The following is a 16,874-nucleotide window of genomic DNA, read 5'->3' as shown; positions in this document are numbered from 1 at the left end:
TATCCGATGACCAATGGTATATTTACCTAATTAAAGTTATTCATGCGAGAGTCCTTATTCTGCATAATAGCTTCCACTAGATAACACCGTCAGCCATCGGATAAGTCGTCTATTACAAGTGAATCATTTAGATAATTGTTGTTAAATTCATTTTAATTTCATCTAAGCGCGCCGCTGGCACTCCACCATCTAGCGTGGAAATTAAGCTTAGATAGAAATCATCTACCTGCGCATACATTTGCGCAATAAACTTTTCAAATGCACTGTTCATTACATTATCATAAAACAACTGTATACGCGCTTGTTCTTTTTGCAAATAGTCGTCCGCTGCAATATTTAGCACACGGTATATTTCATCACCCATTAATTTACTTTCATTATTTTCAAAAAACGCTTTTGGATTTTTAAAGTATCCCATTGCTTTCGCAAACAAGTCTTTTGAAAGCTCTTGGAAAGCTACATCAAAATCAATTTCTGCTTTGTATTCAAATTCAAAGACTGAAAAAGATACATCTTGGTTTACCTCAGCAGTCGTTTCCATTAGCACGATTTGATAATCAGCCATGATCTTTTCAGCAAAGCGATCTAGTCTTACCGTCGTTGCCCGCATTTCTTGCGCAAAGTCAAAGCCGATTTGCTCCAGCAATTCACTAAGCGAGTTTTGTAAAACCTTTTTTAAATTGCGTCCATCGTCACGTAACACCGTCGGATTAAACGACTCTTTGAAGAAATCGTTAAAACGCAAAAACACTCTTTGCTTTGTATAATAAATCAATTCTTCTACTTCTTGATGAAGACGATGTTTTAAATTTTCTGCTGTTTGCTGGGCAAAAATATCATGAATCGCTAATTTCTCTGCTTTCATATTTTCGCGTTTCTGCTGCTTTACTCCAGCATCCTCTTTGGTGCTATCTATCAGCTTTTCCACTAAATGATACACGCGTTTCAATTCATTTTCAGATGCTTTCACTGCCATATTGGCTAAATCATTCGTAATAAAGTGATAAAACGCTTCTTCAAAATGCCACATTCCTGAAACAGGCAGGTTGCTTTGCGTTTGTTTTTCCTTCAGCGCAATCAAACTCGACAATGCATATAAATGAGGATTCCTAACCCCATATTTCAGCAACTGTTCATATACATAACAAGTAACCGCATTTTTTTCTTCATCATTTTCTGCCAAGTCAATCGCATTAATCATAAAGAACATTTTATCAAGCTGGAAAGAATCTTTTACACGACCAAGCTGAATCAAAAACTCGCGGTCTGCTTTTGAAAATGCATGATTATAATACGTCACAAATAAGATTGCATCAGAATTTTTGATAAAATCAAAGGCTACGCCGGTATGACGGGCATTAATAGAATCCGCCCCCGGAGTATCAACCAACGTGATATTTTTTTGCGTCAATGGACAATCATAGTAAAGGTCAATCCATTCCACAAAACAAGATTTTTCTTCTTTCGCAACATAATCGCCAAAATCTGCAATGACCGTTTCAATTACCTTCCCCAATTGTCCACAAAACGTATGATAGCCACGTTTAAACGCTTGTAAAAAAGTATAATTTGTCTTTTCAACCGCCCCTTGTGCCGTTAAATCACCACTAAGTTTTTCAACCAATTCTACTGCATCCGCAAGCGTTTGTGCATGGCAATCAAATAAGTGCAGTGCATGATTTACATCTTCTAACATAACACTTGCTACTTTCACTTGAATGACGACTGTCCCATGCGAATGCTCTTTACTTACCGGTTTAATTTTATTAATCGCCGCCGTCATCGGATTTGGCGAAACAGGCAATACACTTTCGCCGATAAGCGCATTGGCAAACGAAGATTTCCCGGCACTAAATGCACCAAATAATGCAACAGTAAAACCTTTGTTTTCTAGCCTTGCCGCTTTTTCACTAAGCTCGTCGGCAAGCTTTTTAAACCCAGGTAAATCCTGCACCAATTCTACTGTTTTCTTTAGCTTTTGTGCCGTCTCTTTCATTCGATCAGCAGATGGATTTGCCAAAACTATTGGCTTTTCTTCAAGCATCTGCTTTGTCGGCAAACTCACTTTTTCTTTGATTTCTTTCGCCTGTCCGGTTTGCCCGTCGATGACTTCAACCTCTTCTGGGAGTATCTGAAACAAACTACAAGTTGTATCGCTCATCGCTTCGGCTTGATCTATTAATCTTTCAAGCATTTCTCTTTTATTCTTACTCATCTGTTTAGCATTCTCTACCGCTTCAAAGGCAGTAATATATCGCTGAAAGCCTGCTAACTTCTTAGCGATTCTCGCTTCTAACTCGGTATTTCTTTCTTGAATCGCCGTAAGAATCTCTGCTTTTTGTACTGCTAAATAGCTTTTCGCCAATCGTTTAATTTCATTGGCTACATCAGCAGTATAATTGATAACCATCGTATCAGATAACCGTGCGCCTGGTTTTACTGCTGACATTAATAGCTCAGGCTGAAAATTCACAGTAAAGCTTTGGCTTTGTGAAAGCAGTTCTTTATTTTCAACTTTGTTTTCCTTTAAGAAAGTTACTAAAAAATTTCGCAGATGCCACTCAAGTTGCGATTTTGCTTTTTCCGTAATTGCTTCATAAAAAATATCTAATCTTTTTTGTCTTTCGGCTAAAGTTTTTTGTTTAGTAAATAAAAACCCGACTTTAAATTCGCTTTGACACGATGCAAGATAAGTTTCTGCCAAAGCTCTCGTTTCAAATGGCATTAAATAAGCATTATCAAGAATTCTTTTCACTTCTGCCTCAAACGCTTTATCTGCTTTTTCTACCCCGCCACCTAAAGATAACTTTTCTTCGGCTAAACTGTGATAATTCTCGGCTAATTTTTCGTACTCCGCCGCTGACAATTCGTTTAAGATTTCCCGATGTGGCTGCAAAGTTTGCTCACCTTTTTTCGTTTCGATGACAACGTGATCTTTGAGAATTTTTTCCAAAGAAGAAAGGATAGATGCTAATAGGAGCGTATCCTTCTTTGCCAAACGATCTGCTAAAAAGCTTTGCAAGTCAGGGAATTCATTATGCTCATGTTCATCTTCCTTTAATGAGGTATAGAAAATATTTGCCGGCTTTACACCCCAAGATTCAAAGGATTCCACTACACTTGATTGAAAGTTCGCAAAAGAAAGTTCATTTTCCGAATGTTTATCTACTTGGTTAATCACCAAATAAACTTCTTTGCCTGCCTGCGTTAATTCCTTCGTGAACATAAAATTCAATTCCGATTGTACATGGTTATAATCCATCACATAAAAAATCAAATCCGCAAGATGGATTGCCGATTCCGTCGCTATGCGATGTGCATCATCTGCCGAATCAATTCCCGGCGTATCCATAATTACCGTCTTTAATGGCAAATCAATATCAGCATGACTGATTTCAATCTCTTGAATTTGATCGCCATCTTTGCAGTAGTTTTTCACCATTTTATAATCATAAGGCGCACGATATAAGCGTGGCTTCCCATTTTTAAAAAATACCTTCGCATATTCTTCGCCCGCTTTTACTTTTACAAGATTGGCACTCGTTGGAATCGGACTTGATGGCAGTAAGTTCTCACCCACCAATCGATTAATCATTCGAGATTTTCCCGCCGAAAAATGTCCACAAAACGCAATCGCAAATTCTTCATTGACTAATTTTTTTGCCAATTGCTTTACTTTCTCAACATTTTCAAGGTCTTCCTGTTTCAATAAATATTCATAAGCAGCAAACAGCTTGCCTTTTAATCGTTGAATTGTCTTTTGGCATTCCGTCGTTTGAAGCATAAACTAAATTCCCCTTACAACAAACTTATTTATCCGATGGCTAACAGAGTCATCTAGCGAAATAAGCGATTCACACAAAATCAAAGATTTTGGTTCTCTGCTTATAATACCCCCGCTTCTTCCAGGCGGAAGTAAAGACACTGTAAGCCCCTGGATTACTTGTCTATTTTCAGCGGGAGTTAAAACTCCTACTGAAACAGCCGCGTTTTATATAAAAATACAAACTTATATTTTCATTTGATCGATTTTAATTATCACCTAAAAAACAAAATTTTTCGACACTATTGGTCATTAGGCAATATGTTTATTGTATACTAAAGAGCTATAATGGGCAATGTCTAGCCACAGTAAGATAATCCCTAAAAAACAAAAGCGAAAGTCTTCGCATCGACTTTCGCTATCTTTCTAGATATTTTTCACCCACACAGATACTACATTTTCCTCTTCACTAATCCCAGATTTTCGTTTTACAGGCCAAGAGTAAACAATCTCATTTTGCAATCGTTTGAATCCAGTTCCTTCTCTTAGTCCATTTTTATAACGATACCCCTCTGGTCTATCAGGATCATCTAAACTTCGCTCAACAGTAATGACCAAGGCATATTTATACTCTTTCTTGATTATATCAACTAACATTTTTTCTAACTGTTTGCCTATCCCTTGATTTCTATATTTTTCGATTAATATTACTTCTCCAATGTAATATATTTCATCCATAGCCATTCCCATTGTGGCAAGCTCAACTTCCACTTTAGCCGATTTCCCCTGATTATATTGATAAGGATATCCTGAAATCACCCCGATATCCTCTCCAGCCACACTACAAGTAATCAGAATGGCTCCTGGAACTTGATATTCCTTCGCATATTCTTTTTCCTCTGCCATTGAGCCTTGATAAAGATACGGAAATTTTGCAAACTCTTTTAGCCGCATTTCCGCTAGAAATTGGAACTTTTCAATCGTATTTTCATCTCTATACACTTTATATTCCATGTCATACAACTTCCCCTCTATGTTGCCTAAACTTTGCAATAATTACTCTATCATAAACCTAATAATTTTGTGAATTTTCCTAAGATAAATTTTAACTGTTTAAAGGAAAACCTTCAAGAACAAGTGCCCCCTCGGCAACAGTCAAATTAAAAGGCTCTATACCAATTCATAAAGACCACCTGAACGTTTTAATAAAAAATCAAATAAATTGCATAATTTATATGTTTTACTTATAAAAATAAATTTATTGTATTTCTTCCATTCATAAACCAATCGTTATATTATTTGTATAAAACAATTTTTAGGGATTAATGAAAGGACGTTGAAGAATGGATGCTATAATTAGGCGCATTGAAGAATTAAGCAATAATTCTTTTCCGGCAATACAAACTGAATTATTTGATGGATGGCTCTTACGTTTTTCAGATGGATATACTTATCGAGCAAACTGTATTTACCCTCTTTATTTATCCGAAAAAAAGATACAAGATAAAATTAAAATTTGTGAAGAAAAATATTTTCAAAAAAATCTTCCCACAATTTTTAAAATAACAAGTCATACTCCGCCAGAATTAGATATAGCATTAGAAAAATCTAGGTATACTTTAGTGAAAACAGTCAATCTTATGACATGCAAAATGAACGATACGAAATTTCAGATTTCAAAGGATATAAAATTGTCCTATACAATGGATGATGAATGGTTAAATAGTTCTTTGCAGTTAAGTGGCATAAGCGACAAGAAACTTCAAGAAATTCAATACAATATATTTAAAAAAATTTCTTTGCAAACCGTATATATTAAAGCGAAAAGAAACGATAAAGTTGTCGGTTGTGGGTTAGGCGTTATTGATGATGGATTTGTCGGTCTCTATGATATTCACGTAGATGAAAATTTTAGATGCCAAGGAATAGGTTCAGAAATCTGTCAAGCGATTCTACAAACCAGTCTAAATAAAGATGTAACACATGCATATTTACAAGTACATAGCTTAAATGAAAAAGCAATACGCTTATATAAAAAACTAGGGTTTTCCAGCTTGTATACCTATTGGTTCAGAGAAAAAACTGCCCCAAATTGTAGATCTATTATAGATTAGAAAGTAAAAAAACACCTAATGCAATCACTTCATTTCATTAGGTGTTTTTTTGCGTATATTATTTTTCTGTAACCGCTAACCAAACTTCACAATATGTACTGCCTGATTCATCCATATAATAAACCTCTTGTTGGTAATCCCCATGTTCGTATTTTGATGTAGGTAACCACTCCGTATAAATCTGTTTATTAATTTTTTGAATTGCCCCAGCAATCTTTTCCATTGAAACAGATTCAGAGGTAAATACCGCCCAAAGCCCAGCTTTTACTTCAAGCTGATTGTATTGCGCCAACGCTTTATTGCCAATCGGTGACGAAATCCCAATCATATAACGAAATTTCGTTCCATCGCCTACCATCGCACTACACGCCCTAATTGGATATGCGCTACCTTTCTGACATTTTACATCCGCTAAACTAATCATTTTTTCAAATTCGCCACTATTACATAACTGTGTCCAAAGTTTTGGTATTTCTTGATAACATTCTTCTTCATGTGCTAAATCAAATTTGCGCTCAACCCCTTGAATAACAAAAGCATTCCCTTTTTCAATACGATAATTCATCTCTACGTCCCCTTTAATTGAAATTTGAAAAGAGATACGCGGATATGCTTTCAATTTTGTTCCCGAAATCCGTGCCATTGTAGGTGTAACACTATGCATCGACTGAAACGTTCTTGAAAAAGCTTCTGGTGATTCATATCCATATTTCAAGGCGATATCAATCACTTTCATTTCACTGTTTTGTAAATCAAACGCTGCTAAAGTCATGCGTCTACGCCTGATGTATTCAGACATTGGCATATCGACAACAAAAGAAAATATTCTCTGAAATTGATACAGACTTGAACAAGCTTTCTTTGCAATTACGCTATAATCAATTTCTCCGCTGAGATTTTCTTCAATGTAGTTAACTGCTACATTCATTTTATCTAACCAGTTCATCCGCAATCCCCCCTCATTGATAATCTTATCTTAATTCCAAGAAAAGCACCTTGCATTTATTGCCCGATTCTGCAAGCATAGAGGATTCAACGATCTTTCCAGTTCCACCATTTCAATAAATCTTTATTACACTCTTCAGTGGATGCATAATAAACTGCACATCTAGATACATAGAGCATACACCGATCAACTCTACACTCTTGATACTTACATAGGTCTTCATATAATCTTTCGGGCTTCCTCCCTTTTAAATCTGAAATTTTCCGAATTTCTAAATTCCACAAATCGTTAGCAATCGTTTTCCCCACCCCGGGAATCTGTTGTAATTCTTTTAATGCCAACAGCTTCTCACTTTGCATTTATATCACCTATTTTAAACGTATCCATAATACATATATTACTTCTAAATCCATTGTCTATTTTTCTATAATTAGCATAAAAATCCTGCAATTTTATAGGGCAGGATTTTCTCATGTTATTATATATTTTTACATCCAAGAGGCTTTTGTTTCTACGATTATTCCATCTTTCATCGTTGCTTGTTCAAGGCTATTTGCCTGCGCTTGAATACAGATAAAATAAAGATCTTGTTCACCAGCCTTTAAAGCGCGCTGCCCATTTGGTGAAACTCGAATTAAGCTCCCTTCTTGCACAGGAAATTCTTCACCGTCTATAAAGAAAATCCCGTTACCGTCTATAATAATATAAAGTTCTTCATTTTTCTTATGCGCGTGAACAAATGGGACACTTTCCCCTGCTGGCAAGCAATTGATAGAAACTTCACATCCAGTAAGCCCAATATCTTGCCCAATAAAATATTTTCCCTTCCCCCCATTAAATTCTTTTTCAAGTAAATCTTTAAAATCTCCCATATTTACAACTTGAAAATTTTTCTTTTCCATTCATAAATCCCCCAGAGTTTATTTTCAGACTTGTTTTTCGCAGTCCGTATCTTTATAATAAAATTATAAGTTTCCTATGTAAAGTAAGCACTTTAAAGTGCTATAGTTACCTAAAAGATACTATTGTGATATATGGAGGAGTTATGACAATTAAAAATTTACCACCATGCCCTGTAGAAGTAACGCTAAGTTTAATCGGCAACCGTTGGAAATGTCTAATTTTACGCGATTTATTATCTGGAACAAAAAGATTTGGCGAATTAAAAAAATCCGTGGAGGGCATTACACAAAAGGTGCTGACAAGTAACCTGCGCGAAATGGAAGCGAATGATCTTTTGGTACGTAAAGTCTATGCTGAAGTTCCGCCTCGTGTTGAATATACCTTAACGAAAACGGGAATGAGCCTGAGGCCGATTCTGGAAGCTATGTTCACCTGGGGAAACGAATACAAAGAAAAGAATCAAGGCTAGTTTATGCTCCACCAACGTCCAACTTGAAATCATTTAAATCGTCTCATCTGAAATGACAATTGCGTTAACCGCAATAATTATTTTAGATGAGACGATTTTTACTATAAGAAAAATCTTTCTACAATCGGGGAATTATTCCCCGGTTATAAACCTTAAATTATATTTTTTTACTTTTATCTGTAGATCTATCGCTGTTTTTCGGATTGGCATGATTCTTGCATTAAAAATTAAATATAGAGCACCCAATCCTCGTTGTCTGAAATACCTTCATCTCAGACAACGCTACAAATTGCTCTATCATAAATAAGGGGGTATCCATATGCAAAAACAACGGCTCTTTTTTCTTGATAATCTACGCTCAGCAACCATTTTGTTAGTCGTAGTATTTCACGCTGCACTTGCCTATATGATTTATGTTCCAGAATGGTGGTACGTTATTGATCCAAAACGTGTATTATCCGCAGATATTCTAGTTATATGGGCCGATATCTTTATCATGCCAATCATGTTCTTTATCTCGGGATACTTTGGAATTAAATCTCTTGCCAAGAGATCAGCCAGTACATTTTGGTTAGATAAATGGAAACGAATTGGTCTTCCATGGATTTTCGGCTCAATGCTTATTGCGCCACAATTGACTTACCTCATGCTACAAAGCCGTTCTGTGTCTATGGGTTTTTGGGAATTTTATACCAATTTATTTTGGGGTGAAGCTTATCAACAAGGGCAATATTGGTATTTAGGTGCATTGATGGTTCTGTATCTACTCATGTACATTGCTTGTGTAATTTTCCCAAAGATTAAAAAGCAAAATCAAACTGCGTCAGCTCCCTCAACTGCTCTGTTTTTTATCATTGGATTAGCAGGTGCATTGGGTATCGGATGGATAACTACAATCGTACCATATGGCGATGGAACTTGGATTCATCCGTTATACCTAATCGTTTTACAACCAACTCGCGTGCCACTTTATTTAATCTATTTCGCACTAGGTATCATTGCCTATCGTAATCATTGGTTTATCGAAGGTAGGTATAATCCTTCAGCAAAAATATGGGGTCCACTATTTGCCCTAAGCTCGATCATTTATGTTATTCATAAACTCTATAGCCAGGCTACGTTTCATTTAGATCCACAGCAATATCTAATTCTAAACTCTCTCATGCATTCGTTTTTCTGCCTCTGTGCAGTCTTTGGGAGCATCGCATTATTTAAAGTCTGCTGCGATTACAGCAATTCAATCTGGGCAACATTATCAGCAATCTCTTATCCAATCTATTTTATTCATCATAACATCGCTATGGAGTTCAACTGGTTATTTCGTCCACTAGAGACGAATGCATTCATCAAATATTTTTTAGTATGTATATGTTCATTAACCGTTTGTTATTTTACTTGCAAATATATTGTATTGAAAATTCCACCGTTTAAAGTAGCACGAAAACAATAAATAAAAAAGGCTGCGTATATTCGGATGAAGCCCATCCAGTATTCGCATCCTTTTTTTATCCCACTTTCAACTTTCCCTTATAAAATCGGAGTTAAAAGCAATTAACTTTATCAATAGCAGTTCTCTAAAAACATACCTTAGCCATCAAAAAACCTACACCACCACCAATTAATGGTCCAACGATTGGAACCCATGCATAACTCCAATCAGATGCTCCCTTTCCCTTGATAGGGAGCAAAGCATGTGCTAACCTTGGTCCAAAATCACGTGCTGGATTTAAAGCATAGCAGGTAGTGCCACCTAAGCTTAATCCAATAGCCCAAATTAAAAATCCGACAATACACGGAAGTAAGTACGCTGGAATCGACCATACTTTTCCTGATGTTAACGCAAAGAATGGAAAAACTAGCATCGCCGTACCAATAATCTCCGAAATTAAGTTTGTCCAAGCGTTACGAATTGCCGGCCCAGTTGTAAATACAGCTAAAATTAACTCGCTCTCTTCAGTTTCCTTCCAATGCGGATAAAAATGTATCCATACAATGCACGCACCAACAAAAGCACCTAAAATCTGACTAGCAATAACACCAATCATTTCAAGTAGTGTATATCCGCCCATAAAGCCTCTGATTATCGTTAAGACTGGATTAATATCTGCATACCAAGCTCCCGCTGCTATAGCGCAATAAACACCAAATACAACAGCTAATGCCCAACCTACTGTAATTACCATCCAGCCTGCCCCTTCAGCTTTGCTACGCCGCAAAATAACATTGGCAAGAACGCCATTTCCTAAAATAATCAATATCATTGTTCCAATAAATTCACCTATATAAAGACTCATACTCTAGCCTCCCGTTCAAAATTAATGCCATATTTCTGCGCTTTTGCTGCTACTGTTTTATGCGTAATACCAAGAGCTTTACCAGCAGCTGTGTAGCTGCCAAATCTATCTAACGCCGCTGTTATAATCTGCTTTTCATACTCTTCTAACGTTAATAACTCCCCTTGTACAATACTTTGATAGATAGGATTTGGTTCACTTTTTTCAATCCGATTATAAGAATCAAATTCCAAATCAGATGCTTCTATACGGGAATGATCTGTCAAGACAACTGCACGCTCTACAATATTTTGCAACTCCCTTACATTTCCCGGCCAATTGTATTGCAATAAAAGGCGCATTGCTTCCTCACTAAATCCACTAAAGCTTTTATTGAAAACTTTTGCATATTTATGTAAAAAATGTTCAGCAAGCAAAAGAATATCCGTTTTGCGCTGCACTAAACTAGGTAAATAAATGGGAATTACATTGAGTCTATAATACAAATCAGCTCTAAACTCACCTTTGGCAATAAGACTGACCATATCCTGATTCGTAGCCGCAATAATTCGGACATCAACACAGATACTGTTTTCTCCTCCAACCCTATCAAATGTCTTGTTCTGCAAAACCCTCAATAATTTACACTGCATACGAATATCCATTTCCCCAATTTCATCAAGAAAAATTGTCCCTTTATCCGCCAGCTCAAATTTACCTAATTTATTTTTTATGGCTCCGGTAAATGCACCTTTTTCATGCCCAAATAATTCGCTCTCTAATAAAGTTTCTGGAATTGCTGAACAATTCACTTTGACCATAGGACCTAATGCACGTTCACCCGCTAAGTGAATCCCTTCAGCAATCACCTCTTTCCCAGTTCCACTTTCCCCACAAATCAACACTGTCGACTGTACTCGCGCCGCTTTTTCTGCCAAATTTAACACTCTTAAAATTTCAGGACTCTTGCCAATAAAACCTGTAAAAGCTGCATTGCTATATTCCTCACGCAAACGCCTGGTTTCCGATGATTCAATTTTTAATTGAGACGCACTCCAACTATTCCCATAACCATTTCTTAGCATATTAACCCCTACTCACCTTTGAATTTATAAACAAGGCCTCTTCAATAAGAGCTTTAACTTCACTGAAAGCAGACATATTAAACCCCGAATAAAACCCATAAAAATTTACCGATATTTTGGATAATTACACATAACTTTCTTTTCATCCATATTCGTCATAAAAATATCAAATCCTGTATGAATCTATGCAAAATAAATAAGAGGACAACCCTGTATCGATTATCCCCTTGAGCAGATATACGCATTAAAAATAGATTTATTTTTCTCTTAAAACTCAACTTCATCTGGATTTAAGCCTGAACCACCACAATACTTCATATCATTTATAATTTTCATATCTTCTACAGAAAGGACAAAGTCAAACACCTCTGTATTTTCTTCTATTCTAGATGGCGTCACAGATTTAGGAAGCGGAAGGACCCCATTTTGTAGGCACCAACGAATGCAAAGCTGCGCTACAGATTTTTGATATTTTTCTGCGATTGCCATTAATGTAGAATTACTTAGCATTCGCCCTGTCCCTAATGGACTCCACGCTTCAACTAGAATCTGATTTCGTTTGCAAAACTCTACAGTATTTAATTGCATTTGCCCCGGATGAAATTCAATCTGATTTATCATCGGTTCAATCTTTGCTACTGCCAATAACGGCTCTAAATGATGCACAAGGAAATTGCTTACACCGATAAATTTAATTTTCCCTTCTAAATAAAGTGTTTCCATTGCTCGCCAAGTATCTTTGTTGATTTCTTGCCAATTTTCGAACTGCTTTTCATTTGCCGGCCAATGTATTAAATATAGATCTAAATATTCTAACCCTAAATCAGCCAAAGTTTTATCAAATGCAGCTAAGGTCTTTTCATATCCACGCTCTGTATTCCATACTTTGCTTGTAACGAACAAATCTTCCCGGCAAACACCGCTTTTTCGAATACCTTCCCCGACACTTTTCTCATTCCCATAAATCGCTGCAGTATCAATATGGCGATATCCACATTGCAATGCAGTTTTTACAGCCTGCATTGCGGTTTCTCCATTGGGAGTCTGCCAGGTACCAAACCCAACTTGAGGGATTTCATAACCATTTGATAATTTAAAACACTTTGCAAGTTCTTTCATTTCACGACCTCCGGCAGATTAAAATTTTTCATAATGTACTTTCATCTCATCATATCGATCAATAAAATAGTTTGACTTTTCATCTAATGGATATCCTATACTAATTAAACCATAAGGTTGAATATGCTCCGGCAGCTCAAACAGCTCACGCAGATATTTAACCCTATCGATTGCTGGCGCAACACCTAGCCATACAGATCCTAAATTTAAATGAACAGCTTCCAGTAAAATATTTTCCGTTGCAGCTCCCATATCCTGCTCCCAATGTTCGGGAAACCTCAGATTTTTCATATTACTAAGTAAAACAAATACTAACGGTGCATCTGCACAAAGCTTTGCATACGGACTCGCCATTGATAGCTTTGCCAATCGCTCTTTGTCTTGAACGACAATAAACTCCCAAGGGCACTGGTTTCCAGCCGAAGGAGCTTGCATAGCTGCCCTTAAAAGTCTATCTATCTTTTCCTTTTCTACACTTTTATCTTTATACCGCCTTACACTCCGTCTTGTAAAAATAGCTTCCATCTCAAATCCCCCTTAGATATTATTTTACTATCTATATTTTTATATTAATCCTTCCAGTTAACTCTAGGTCAAGATTTTTTATTTACTCTTGACTTTGCGTTAGCTCAAAGTTATAAAATAAGGTAAAAAGAAATCCAAGGATGTGAAAAAATGACATATACAATTGCACAAGTCGCTGCAAGAATGGGTCTTACAACATACACACTTCGATATTATGATAAAGAAGGACTGTTGCCATTCGTTGATCGCACAAAGTCAGGAACCCGTATTTTTAAAGAAAGTGATTTTGAATGGCTGAGCTTAATCATTTGTTTAAAACATAGCGGGATGGCGATAAAAGACATCAAAATATTTATCAACTGGTGTTTAGAAGGAGATTCTACATTAGAAAAACGTCTTAATATGTTCAATGAACATAAAAAAATGGTTGCAGAAAAAATGCTTGAACTAAAAAAACATATGAATAAACTCGATGATAAAATTCAATATTATCAAATAGCAGTTGAAGCGGGAACCGAATCCATCCATGGCAAATGCGCCTGTATTCAATCGAAAATTCAACAAAAATTTTTCCAAGGATAACTTTTTTATTCCTGCAAACACTATATGCAGGCTTCCTAAAATTATCATTGGAGGTGGCTTTTTATGGGCAAAGTAATGTCTGAGCAAATGAAAAAACAATTGGCACATGATCTTGGCTTCGGAGCAAAAGTTGAAGATGGTGATTGGAGCGATGTAACCACAGGTGAAATCGGCTCTATGATACGCGAAGCGATTAAACGTGGTGAGCAAGCAATGGCGGAAGAAGCAAGCTTAAATGGAAGCATTCACCAAAACGCCGAATAATAGTAAAAGCGATTACAAGAAATTTCTTGTAATCGCTTTTTATATATTTATCCAATAGCTAATCCGCTTAAAATTCAGATATAGTAAAAACTCTGTCTAAATCACGTTCTTATTTTATCCCATGACTAACGGGGCCTGATTTCAGTAGGAGTTAAAACTCCTACTGAAACAGCCGTGCTCATCGATAAGATTCTGTAAGAATATCTATACAATCTTCCTCAGTTAGATTTACCGGGTCAAGATCAAATAATCCGCCCATCGTTCTACGTGCATTAACTGCATATTTACGTAAATTATTTTTTTCTATACTGTAATCACTCATTTTTAAATGGGCAACATGACAATCCTCTTGAAGTTTTGCAAGTGCTGCTACAAAGTCCATTGGATCTGTTGCCTCACTTTTACCAAGCGCTTTTGCCATAGCAATAAACCGATCTGGACATGCACCTTTGTCAATCATTTTTTTGTAATATGCCAAGCTAATCATAATGAGCCCTGCACCATGTGGTAATTGATGATGATACGCACTTAATGCATGTTCAAGTGAATGCTCAGAAATACAACACGACGTAGATTCTACCATACCTGATAAAGTATTCGCTAAAGCCACATCCGCTCTAGCATTTTCATTTCTCCCATCTGCTACGGCTTTCACTAAACTTTTCCCAATAAGCTCAATCGCTTTTAAAGAATAAAGTTCACTTATTGGATTTGCAACTTTTGCAATATAACCTTCAGTACTATGAAATAATGCATCAAATCCTTGATATGCAGTTAAAGTCGGCGGAACTGTCAACATTAAATCCGGATCTACAACAGCAATCACAGGGAATAGTGCATCATAACCGAATCCTATTTTTTCACTGTTGTCTTCATGTGTAGTTACCGTCCATGGGTCAATTTCCGTTCCTGTCCCTGCGGTTGTCGTAACCGCTATAATTGGCAATGGTTGATTGGGAACTGTCTTTCCTTTAGCAGTACCGCCATTCACATAATCCCAGTAATCACCTTCATTTGTTGCCATAACAGCAATTGCTTTTGCAGCATCAATACTACTTCCACCACCAAGTCCAATAACAAAATCACATTGGTTATCTCGAGCAAAAGAAGCCCCTTCCATTACATGTTTTTTTATCGGATTCGGTAAAATTTTATCAAATACACAATGTTTAATCCCAGCTAAATCAAGTTGTTCTTCTACTCGTGCTAAATACCCATTTTCTCTAGTCGATTTACCAGATGAAATTACAATTAAAGCTTTTTCCCCTGGCAATGATTGTTGATGTAATTCATTCAACTTACCTTTGCCAAATAATAGTCTTGTTGGAATATAGTAATTAAAATTCATTTTTAAAACCCCTTTATCTCAATTCTTCCTTGCTATAGATTTACCTTAGCACTTTGAGTGAACTCTATGTCAAGTTTTATTTTTCTTTTCATCCTAATATTATTGAAAAGCATTACACTAATATCAGTATATTCCCATCAAGTCTGATTGCTATTATTTCACAAAAACAAAGGAGTTTACCTAAAGGTAAACTCCTATTTTATACTTAAAGTTTAATGACGTCGGTTCCCATATATGGACGCAACGCTTCTGGAATTACTACAGAACCATCTGCCTGTTGACAATTTTCTAAAATTGCAGCAACAGTACGACCAATTGCAAGACCAGACCCATTTAATGTATGCACAAATTCAGGTTTTGATTTTGCATCACGGCGGAATTTAATATCTGCACGTCTCGCTTGATAATCTTCAAAGTTTGAACAAGAAGATATTTCACGATACATATTAAAGCTTGGCAACCAAACTTCAATATCATAAGTTTTTGCCGAACTAAAGCCCATATCGCCCGTGCAAAGCAAAATCACTCGGTATGGTAATCCTAGTAATTGCAATACACGCTCTGCATCACTCGTTAGTTTTTCTAATTCATTATAAGAATCTTCTGGTTTTACAAATTTGACTAATTCTACTTTGTTGAATTGATGTTGACGAATCAATCCACGAGTATCACGACCTGCTGAACCAGCCTCTGCTCTAAAACATGCACTATACGCACTATAATATTTCGGCAAATCCTTTCCGTCAAGGATTTCCCCTCTATGATAATTTGTCACAGGAACTTCTGCGGTTGGAATTAAATAATAATCTAACCCTTCTAATTTGAACATATCTTCGGAGAATTTCGGCAATTGACCTGTACCAGTCATACTATCTTTATTCGCAACAAAAGGAGGTAACATTTCTGTATAACCATGCTTTTCTGTATGTAAATTTAACATAAAGTTAATTACAGCACGTTCTAGTCTTGCGCCGAGCCCCTTATAGAAAGTGAATCTTGCGCCTGTTACTTTTGCCGCACGTTCTGCATCAAGGATTCCAAGCCCTTCCCCAATTTCCCAATGAGGCTTTGGCGTAAAATCAAAATTTCTCACTTCACCCCAACGACGAATTTCCGGATTATCATTTTCATCTTTTCCTACGGGAACAGCTTCGTTCGGCACATTGGGAATACTAAGCATAATATCTTTTAATTCAGATTCAACTTCTTTTAAACGTGCATCCAGTTTAGCAATATCTTCGCCGACTTTGCGCATTTCAAGCACCAAATCATCCGCATTTTCCTTATTTTTTTTCATTATGCTGATTTGTTGTGAAACTTTATTTCTTTCGCTTTTTAAAGCTTCTACTTTTCCTAAAATATCACGACGTTCTTTTTCTAATGCGATAAAACCGTCTAACGTCATAGAATTACCACGATTTTTTAACGCTTCTTGTACTTTTTCCGGATTATCTCTGACAAATTTAATATCAAGCATTTCTTT

At 36.4% G+C, this 16,874-nt stretch carries 16 protein-coding genes; 5 read left to right on the top strand and 11 right to left on the bottom strand.

Translation table 11 applies throughout. From position 1 onward, the window contains the following. Positions 1–127 precede the first annotated feature (127 nt). Together ACWZFG_RS12475 and ACWZFG_RS12470 are read right to left on the bottom strand one after the other, a co-directional pair. A complete protein-coding gene (locus ACWZFG_RS12475) occupies positions 128–3,784 on the bottom strand; it encodes a dynamin family protein (RefSeq protein WP_455577737.1) in 3,657 nt (1,218 codons plus the stop codon). A 405-nt stretch (positions 3,785–4,189) separates the two neighbouring features. Next, positions 4,190–4,777, bottom strand: coding sequence for a GNAT family N-acetyltransferase (locus ACWZFG_RS12470; protein ID WP_455577736.1), 588 nt, complete (start codon positions 4,775–4,777; stop codon positions 4,190–4,192). Positions 4,778–5,106: 329 nt separating this feature from the next. Between ACWZFG_RS12470 and ACWZFG_RS12465 the strand changes: the two genes are divergently transcribed. Further along, positions 5,107–5,877 carry a GNAT family N-acetyltransferase gene (locus ACWZFG_RS12465; RefSeq protein ID WP_455577735.1) on the top strand — a complete coding sequence of 257 codons (771 nt, stop codon included), beginning with the start codon at positions 5,107–5,109 and terminating at the stop codon, positions 5,875–5,877. Positions 5,878–5,935: 58 nt separating this feature from the next. Here ACWZFG_RS12465 and ACWZFG_RS12460 read toward each other — a convergent pair whose 3' ends face one another. The 3 genes from ACWZFG_RS12460 to ACWZFG_RS12450 all read right to left on the bottom strand — a co-directional run bounded on the left by ACWZFG_RS12460 (position 5,936) and on the right by ACWZFG_RS12450 (position 7,725). Then, positions 5,936–6,823 (bottom strand): AraC family transcriptional regulator, encoded by an 888-nt coding sequence (locus tag ACWZFG_RS12460; RefSeq protein WP_177505102.1) that lies wholly within the window; start codon positions 6,821–6,823, stop codon positions 5,936–5,938. Between the two features lie 86 nt (positions 6,824–6,909). Next, the gene (locus tag ACWZFG_RS12455) at positions 6,910–7,182 is read right to left on the bottom strand and encodes a helix-hairpin-helix domain-containing protein (protein WP_177505103.1); all 273 of its coding nucleotides are present in this window, start codon (positions 7,180–7,182) and stop codon (positions 6,910–6,912) included. 129 nt (positions 7,183–7,311) lie between these two features. After that, the gene (locus tag ACWZFG_RS12450; protein WP_455577734.1) at positions 7,312–7,725 is read right to left on the bottom strand and encodes a cupin domain-containing protein; all 414 of its coding nucleotides are present in this window, start codon (positions 7,723–7,725) and stop codon (positions 7,312–7,314) included. A 125-nt stretch (positions 7,726–7,850) separates the two neighbouring features. Between ACWZFG_RS12450 and ACWZFG_RS12445 the strand changes: the two genes are divergently transcribed. After that, entirely contained in the window at positions 7,851–8,195 is a 345-nt protein-coding gene (locus ACWZFG_RS12445) for a winged helix-turn-helix transcriptional regulator (RefSeq protein WP_455577733.1), read from the top strand. Positions 8,196–8,514: 319 nt separating this feature from the next. Then, positions 8,515–9,645, top strand: coding sequence for an acyltransferase family protein (locus ACWZFG_RS12440; protein WP_455577732.1), 1,131 nt, complete (start codon positions 8,515–8,517; stop codon positions 9,643–9,645). A 124-nt stretch (positions 9,646–9,769) separates the two neighbouring features. On the opposite strand, the gene ACWZFG_RS12435 is transcribed toward ACWZFG_RS12440, so the two are convergent. The 4 genes from ACWZFG_RS12435 to ACWZFG_RS12420 form a co-directional block, all read right to left on the bottom strand. Then, positions 9,770–10,489: an MIP/aquaporin family protein gene (locus ACWZFG_RS12435; RefSeq protein WP_177505106.1), complete on the bottom strand. Its 720-nt coding sequence runs from the start codon at positions 10,487–10,489 to the stop codon at positions 9,770–9,772. Next, on the bottom strand, positions 10,486–11,553 hold the full coding sequence (locus ACWZFG_RS12430) for a sigma-54 interaction domain-containing protein (protein WP_177505107.1): 1,068 nt from the start codon (positions 11,551–11,553) through the stop codon (positions 10,486–10,488). The genes ACWZFG_RS12435 and ACWZFG_RS12430 overlap by 4 nt, the downstream gene beginning before the upstream one ends. A 267-nt stretch (positions 11,554–11,820) precedes the next feature. Next, positions 11,821–12,672 (bottom strand): aldo/keto reductase, encoded by an 852-nt coding sequence (locus ACWZFG_RS12425; RefSeq protein WP_455577731.1) that lies wholly within the window; start codon positions 12,670–12,672, stop codon positions 11,821–11,823. Between the two features lie 18 nt (positions 12,673–12,690). Then, positions 12,691–13,197: a nitroreductase family protein gene (locus tag ACWZFG_RS12420; protein WP_455577730.1), complete on the bottom strand. Its 507-nt coding sequence runs from the start codon at positions 13,195–13,197 to the stop codon at positions 12,691–12,693. 150 nt (positions 13,198–13,347) lie between these two features. On the opposite strand from ACWZFG_RS12420, the gene ACWZFG_RS12415 reads away from it, so the two are divergent. Then, a complete protein-coding gene (locus tag ACWZFG_RS12415) occupies positions 13,348–13,779 on the top strand; it encodes a MerR family transcriptional regulator (protein WP_177505110.1) in 432 nt (143 codons plus the stop codon). A gap of 63 nt (positions 13,780–13,842) precedes the next feature. Next, positions 13,843–14,043, top strand: a complete 201-nt coding sequence (locus tag ACWZFG_RS12410; protein ID WP_147669603.1) for a small, acid-soluble spore protein, alpha/beta type — start codon at positions 13,843–13,845, stop codon at positions 14,041–14,043. A gap of 178 nt (positions 14,044–14,221) precedes the next feature. Here the strand turns inward: ACWZFG_RS12410 and ACWZFG_RS12405 are convergent, their stop codons facing one another. Beyond that, positions 14,222–15,391, bottom strand: coding sequence for an iron-containing alcohol dehydrogenase (locus ACWZFG_RS12405; protein WP_455577729.1), 1,170 nt, complete (start codon positions 15,389–15,391; stop codon positions 14,222–14,224). A 205-nt stretch (positions 15,392–15,596) separates the two neighbouring features. Beyond that, positions 15,597–16,868 carry a serine--tRNA ligase gene (gene serS, locus ACWZFG_RS12400; protein WP_455577728.1) on the bottom strand — a complete coding sequence of 424 codons (1,272 nt, stop codon included), beginning with the start codon at positions 16,866–16,868 and terminating at the stop codon, positions 15,597–15,599. Between the last annotated feature and the right edge of the window lie 6 nt (positions 16,869–16,874).

It is taken from the genome of Anaerosinus sp. (assembly GCF_965318445.1).
Note: the sequence above shows the minus strand (reverse complement) of the source record. Positions and strands in the feature narration are given on the sequence as shown.

Bases quoted from the DNA above. Each gene is read 5' to 3' on its own strand.
- ACWZFG_RS12475 (WP_455577737.1), bottom strand. From the start codon at position 3,784: ATGCTTCAAACGACGGAATGCCAAAAGACAATTCAACGATTAAAAGGC.
- ACWZFG_RS12470 (WP_455577736.1), bottom strand. From the start codon at position 4,777: ATGGAATATAAAGTGTATAGAGATGAAAATACGATTGAAAAGTTCCAA.
- ACWZFG_RS12465 (WP_455577735.1), top strand. From the start codon at position 5,107: ATGGATGCTATAATTAGGCGCATTGAAGAATTAAGCAATAATTCTTTT.
- ACWZFG_RS12460 (WP_177505102.1), bottom strand. From the start codon at position 6,823: ATGAACTGGTTAGATAAAATGAATGTAGCAGTTAACTACATTGAAGAA.
- ACWZFG_RS12455 (WP_177505103.1), bottom strand. From the start codon at position 7,182: ATGCAAAGTGAGAAGCTGTTGGCATTAAAAGAATTACAACAGATTCCC.
- ACWZFG_RS12450 (WP_455577734.1), bottom strand. From the start codon at position 7,725: ATGGAAAAGAAAAATTTTCAAGTTGTAAATATGGGAGATTTTAAAGAT.
- ACWZFG_RS12440 (WP_455577732.1), top strand. From the start codon at position 8,515: ATGCAAAAACAACGGCTCTTTTTTCTTGATAATCTACGCTCAGCAACC.
- ACWZFG_RS12435 (WP_177505106.1), bottom strand. From the start codon at position 10,489: ATGAGTCTTTATATAGGTGAATTTATTGGAACAATGATATTGATTATT.
- ACWZFG_RS12430 (WP_177505107.1), bottom strand. From the start codon at position 11,553: ATGCTAAGAAATGGTTATGGGAATAGTTGGAGTGCGTCTCAATTAAAA.
- ACWZFG_RS12425 (WP_455577731.1), bottom strand. From the start codon at position 12,672: ATGAAAGAACTTGCAAAGTGTTTTAAATTATCAAATGGTTATGAAATC.
- ACWZFG_RS12420 (WP_455577730.1), bottom strand. From the start codon at position 13,197: ATGGAAGCTATTTTTACAAGACGGAGTGTAAGGCGGTATAAAGATAAA.
- ACWZFG_RS12415 (WP_177505110.1), top strand. From the start codon at position 13,348: ATGACATATACAATTGCACAAGTCGCTGCAAGAATGGGTCTTACAACA.
- ACWZFG_RS12410 (WP_147669603.1), top strand. From the start codon at position 13,843: ATGGGCAAAGTAATGTCTGAGCAAATGAAAAAACAATTGGCACATGAT.
- ACWZFG_RS12405 (WP_455577729.1), bottom strand. From the start codon at position 15,391: ATGAATTTTAATTACTATATTCCAACAAGACTATTATTTGGCAAAGGT.
- serS (WP_455577728.1), bottom strand. From the start codon at position 16,868: ATGCTTGATATTAAATTTGTCAGAGATAATCCGGAAAAAGTACAAGAA.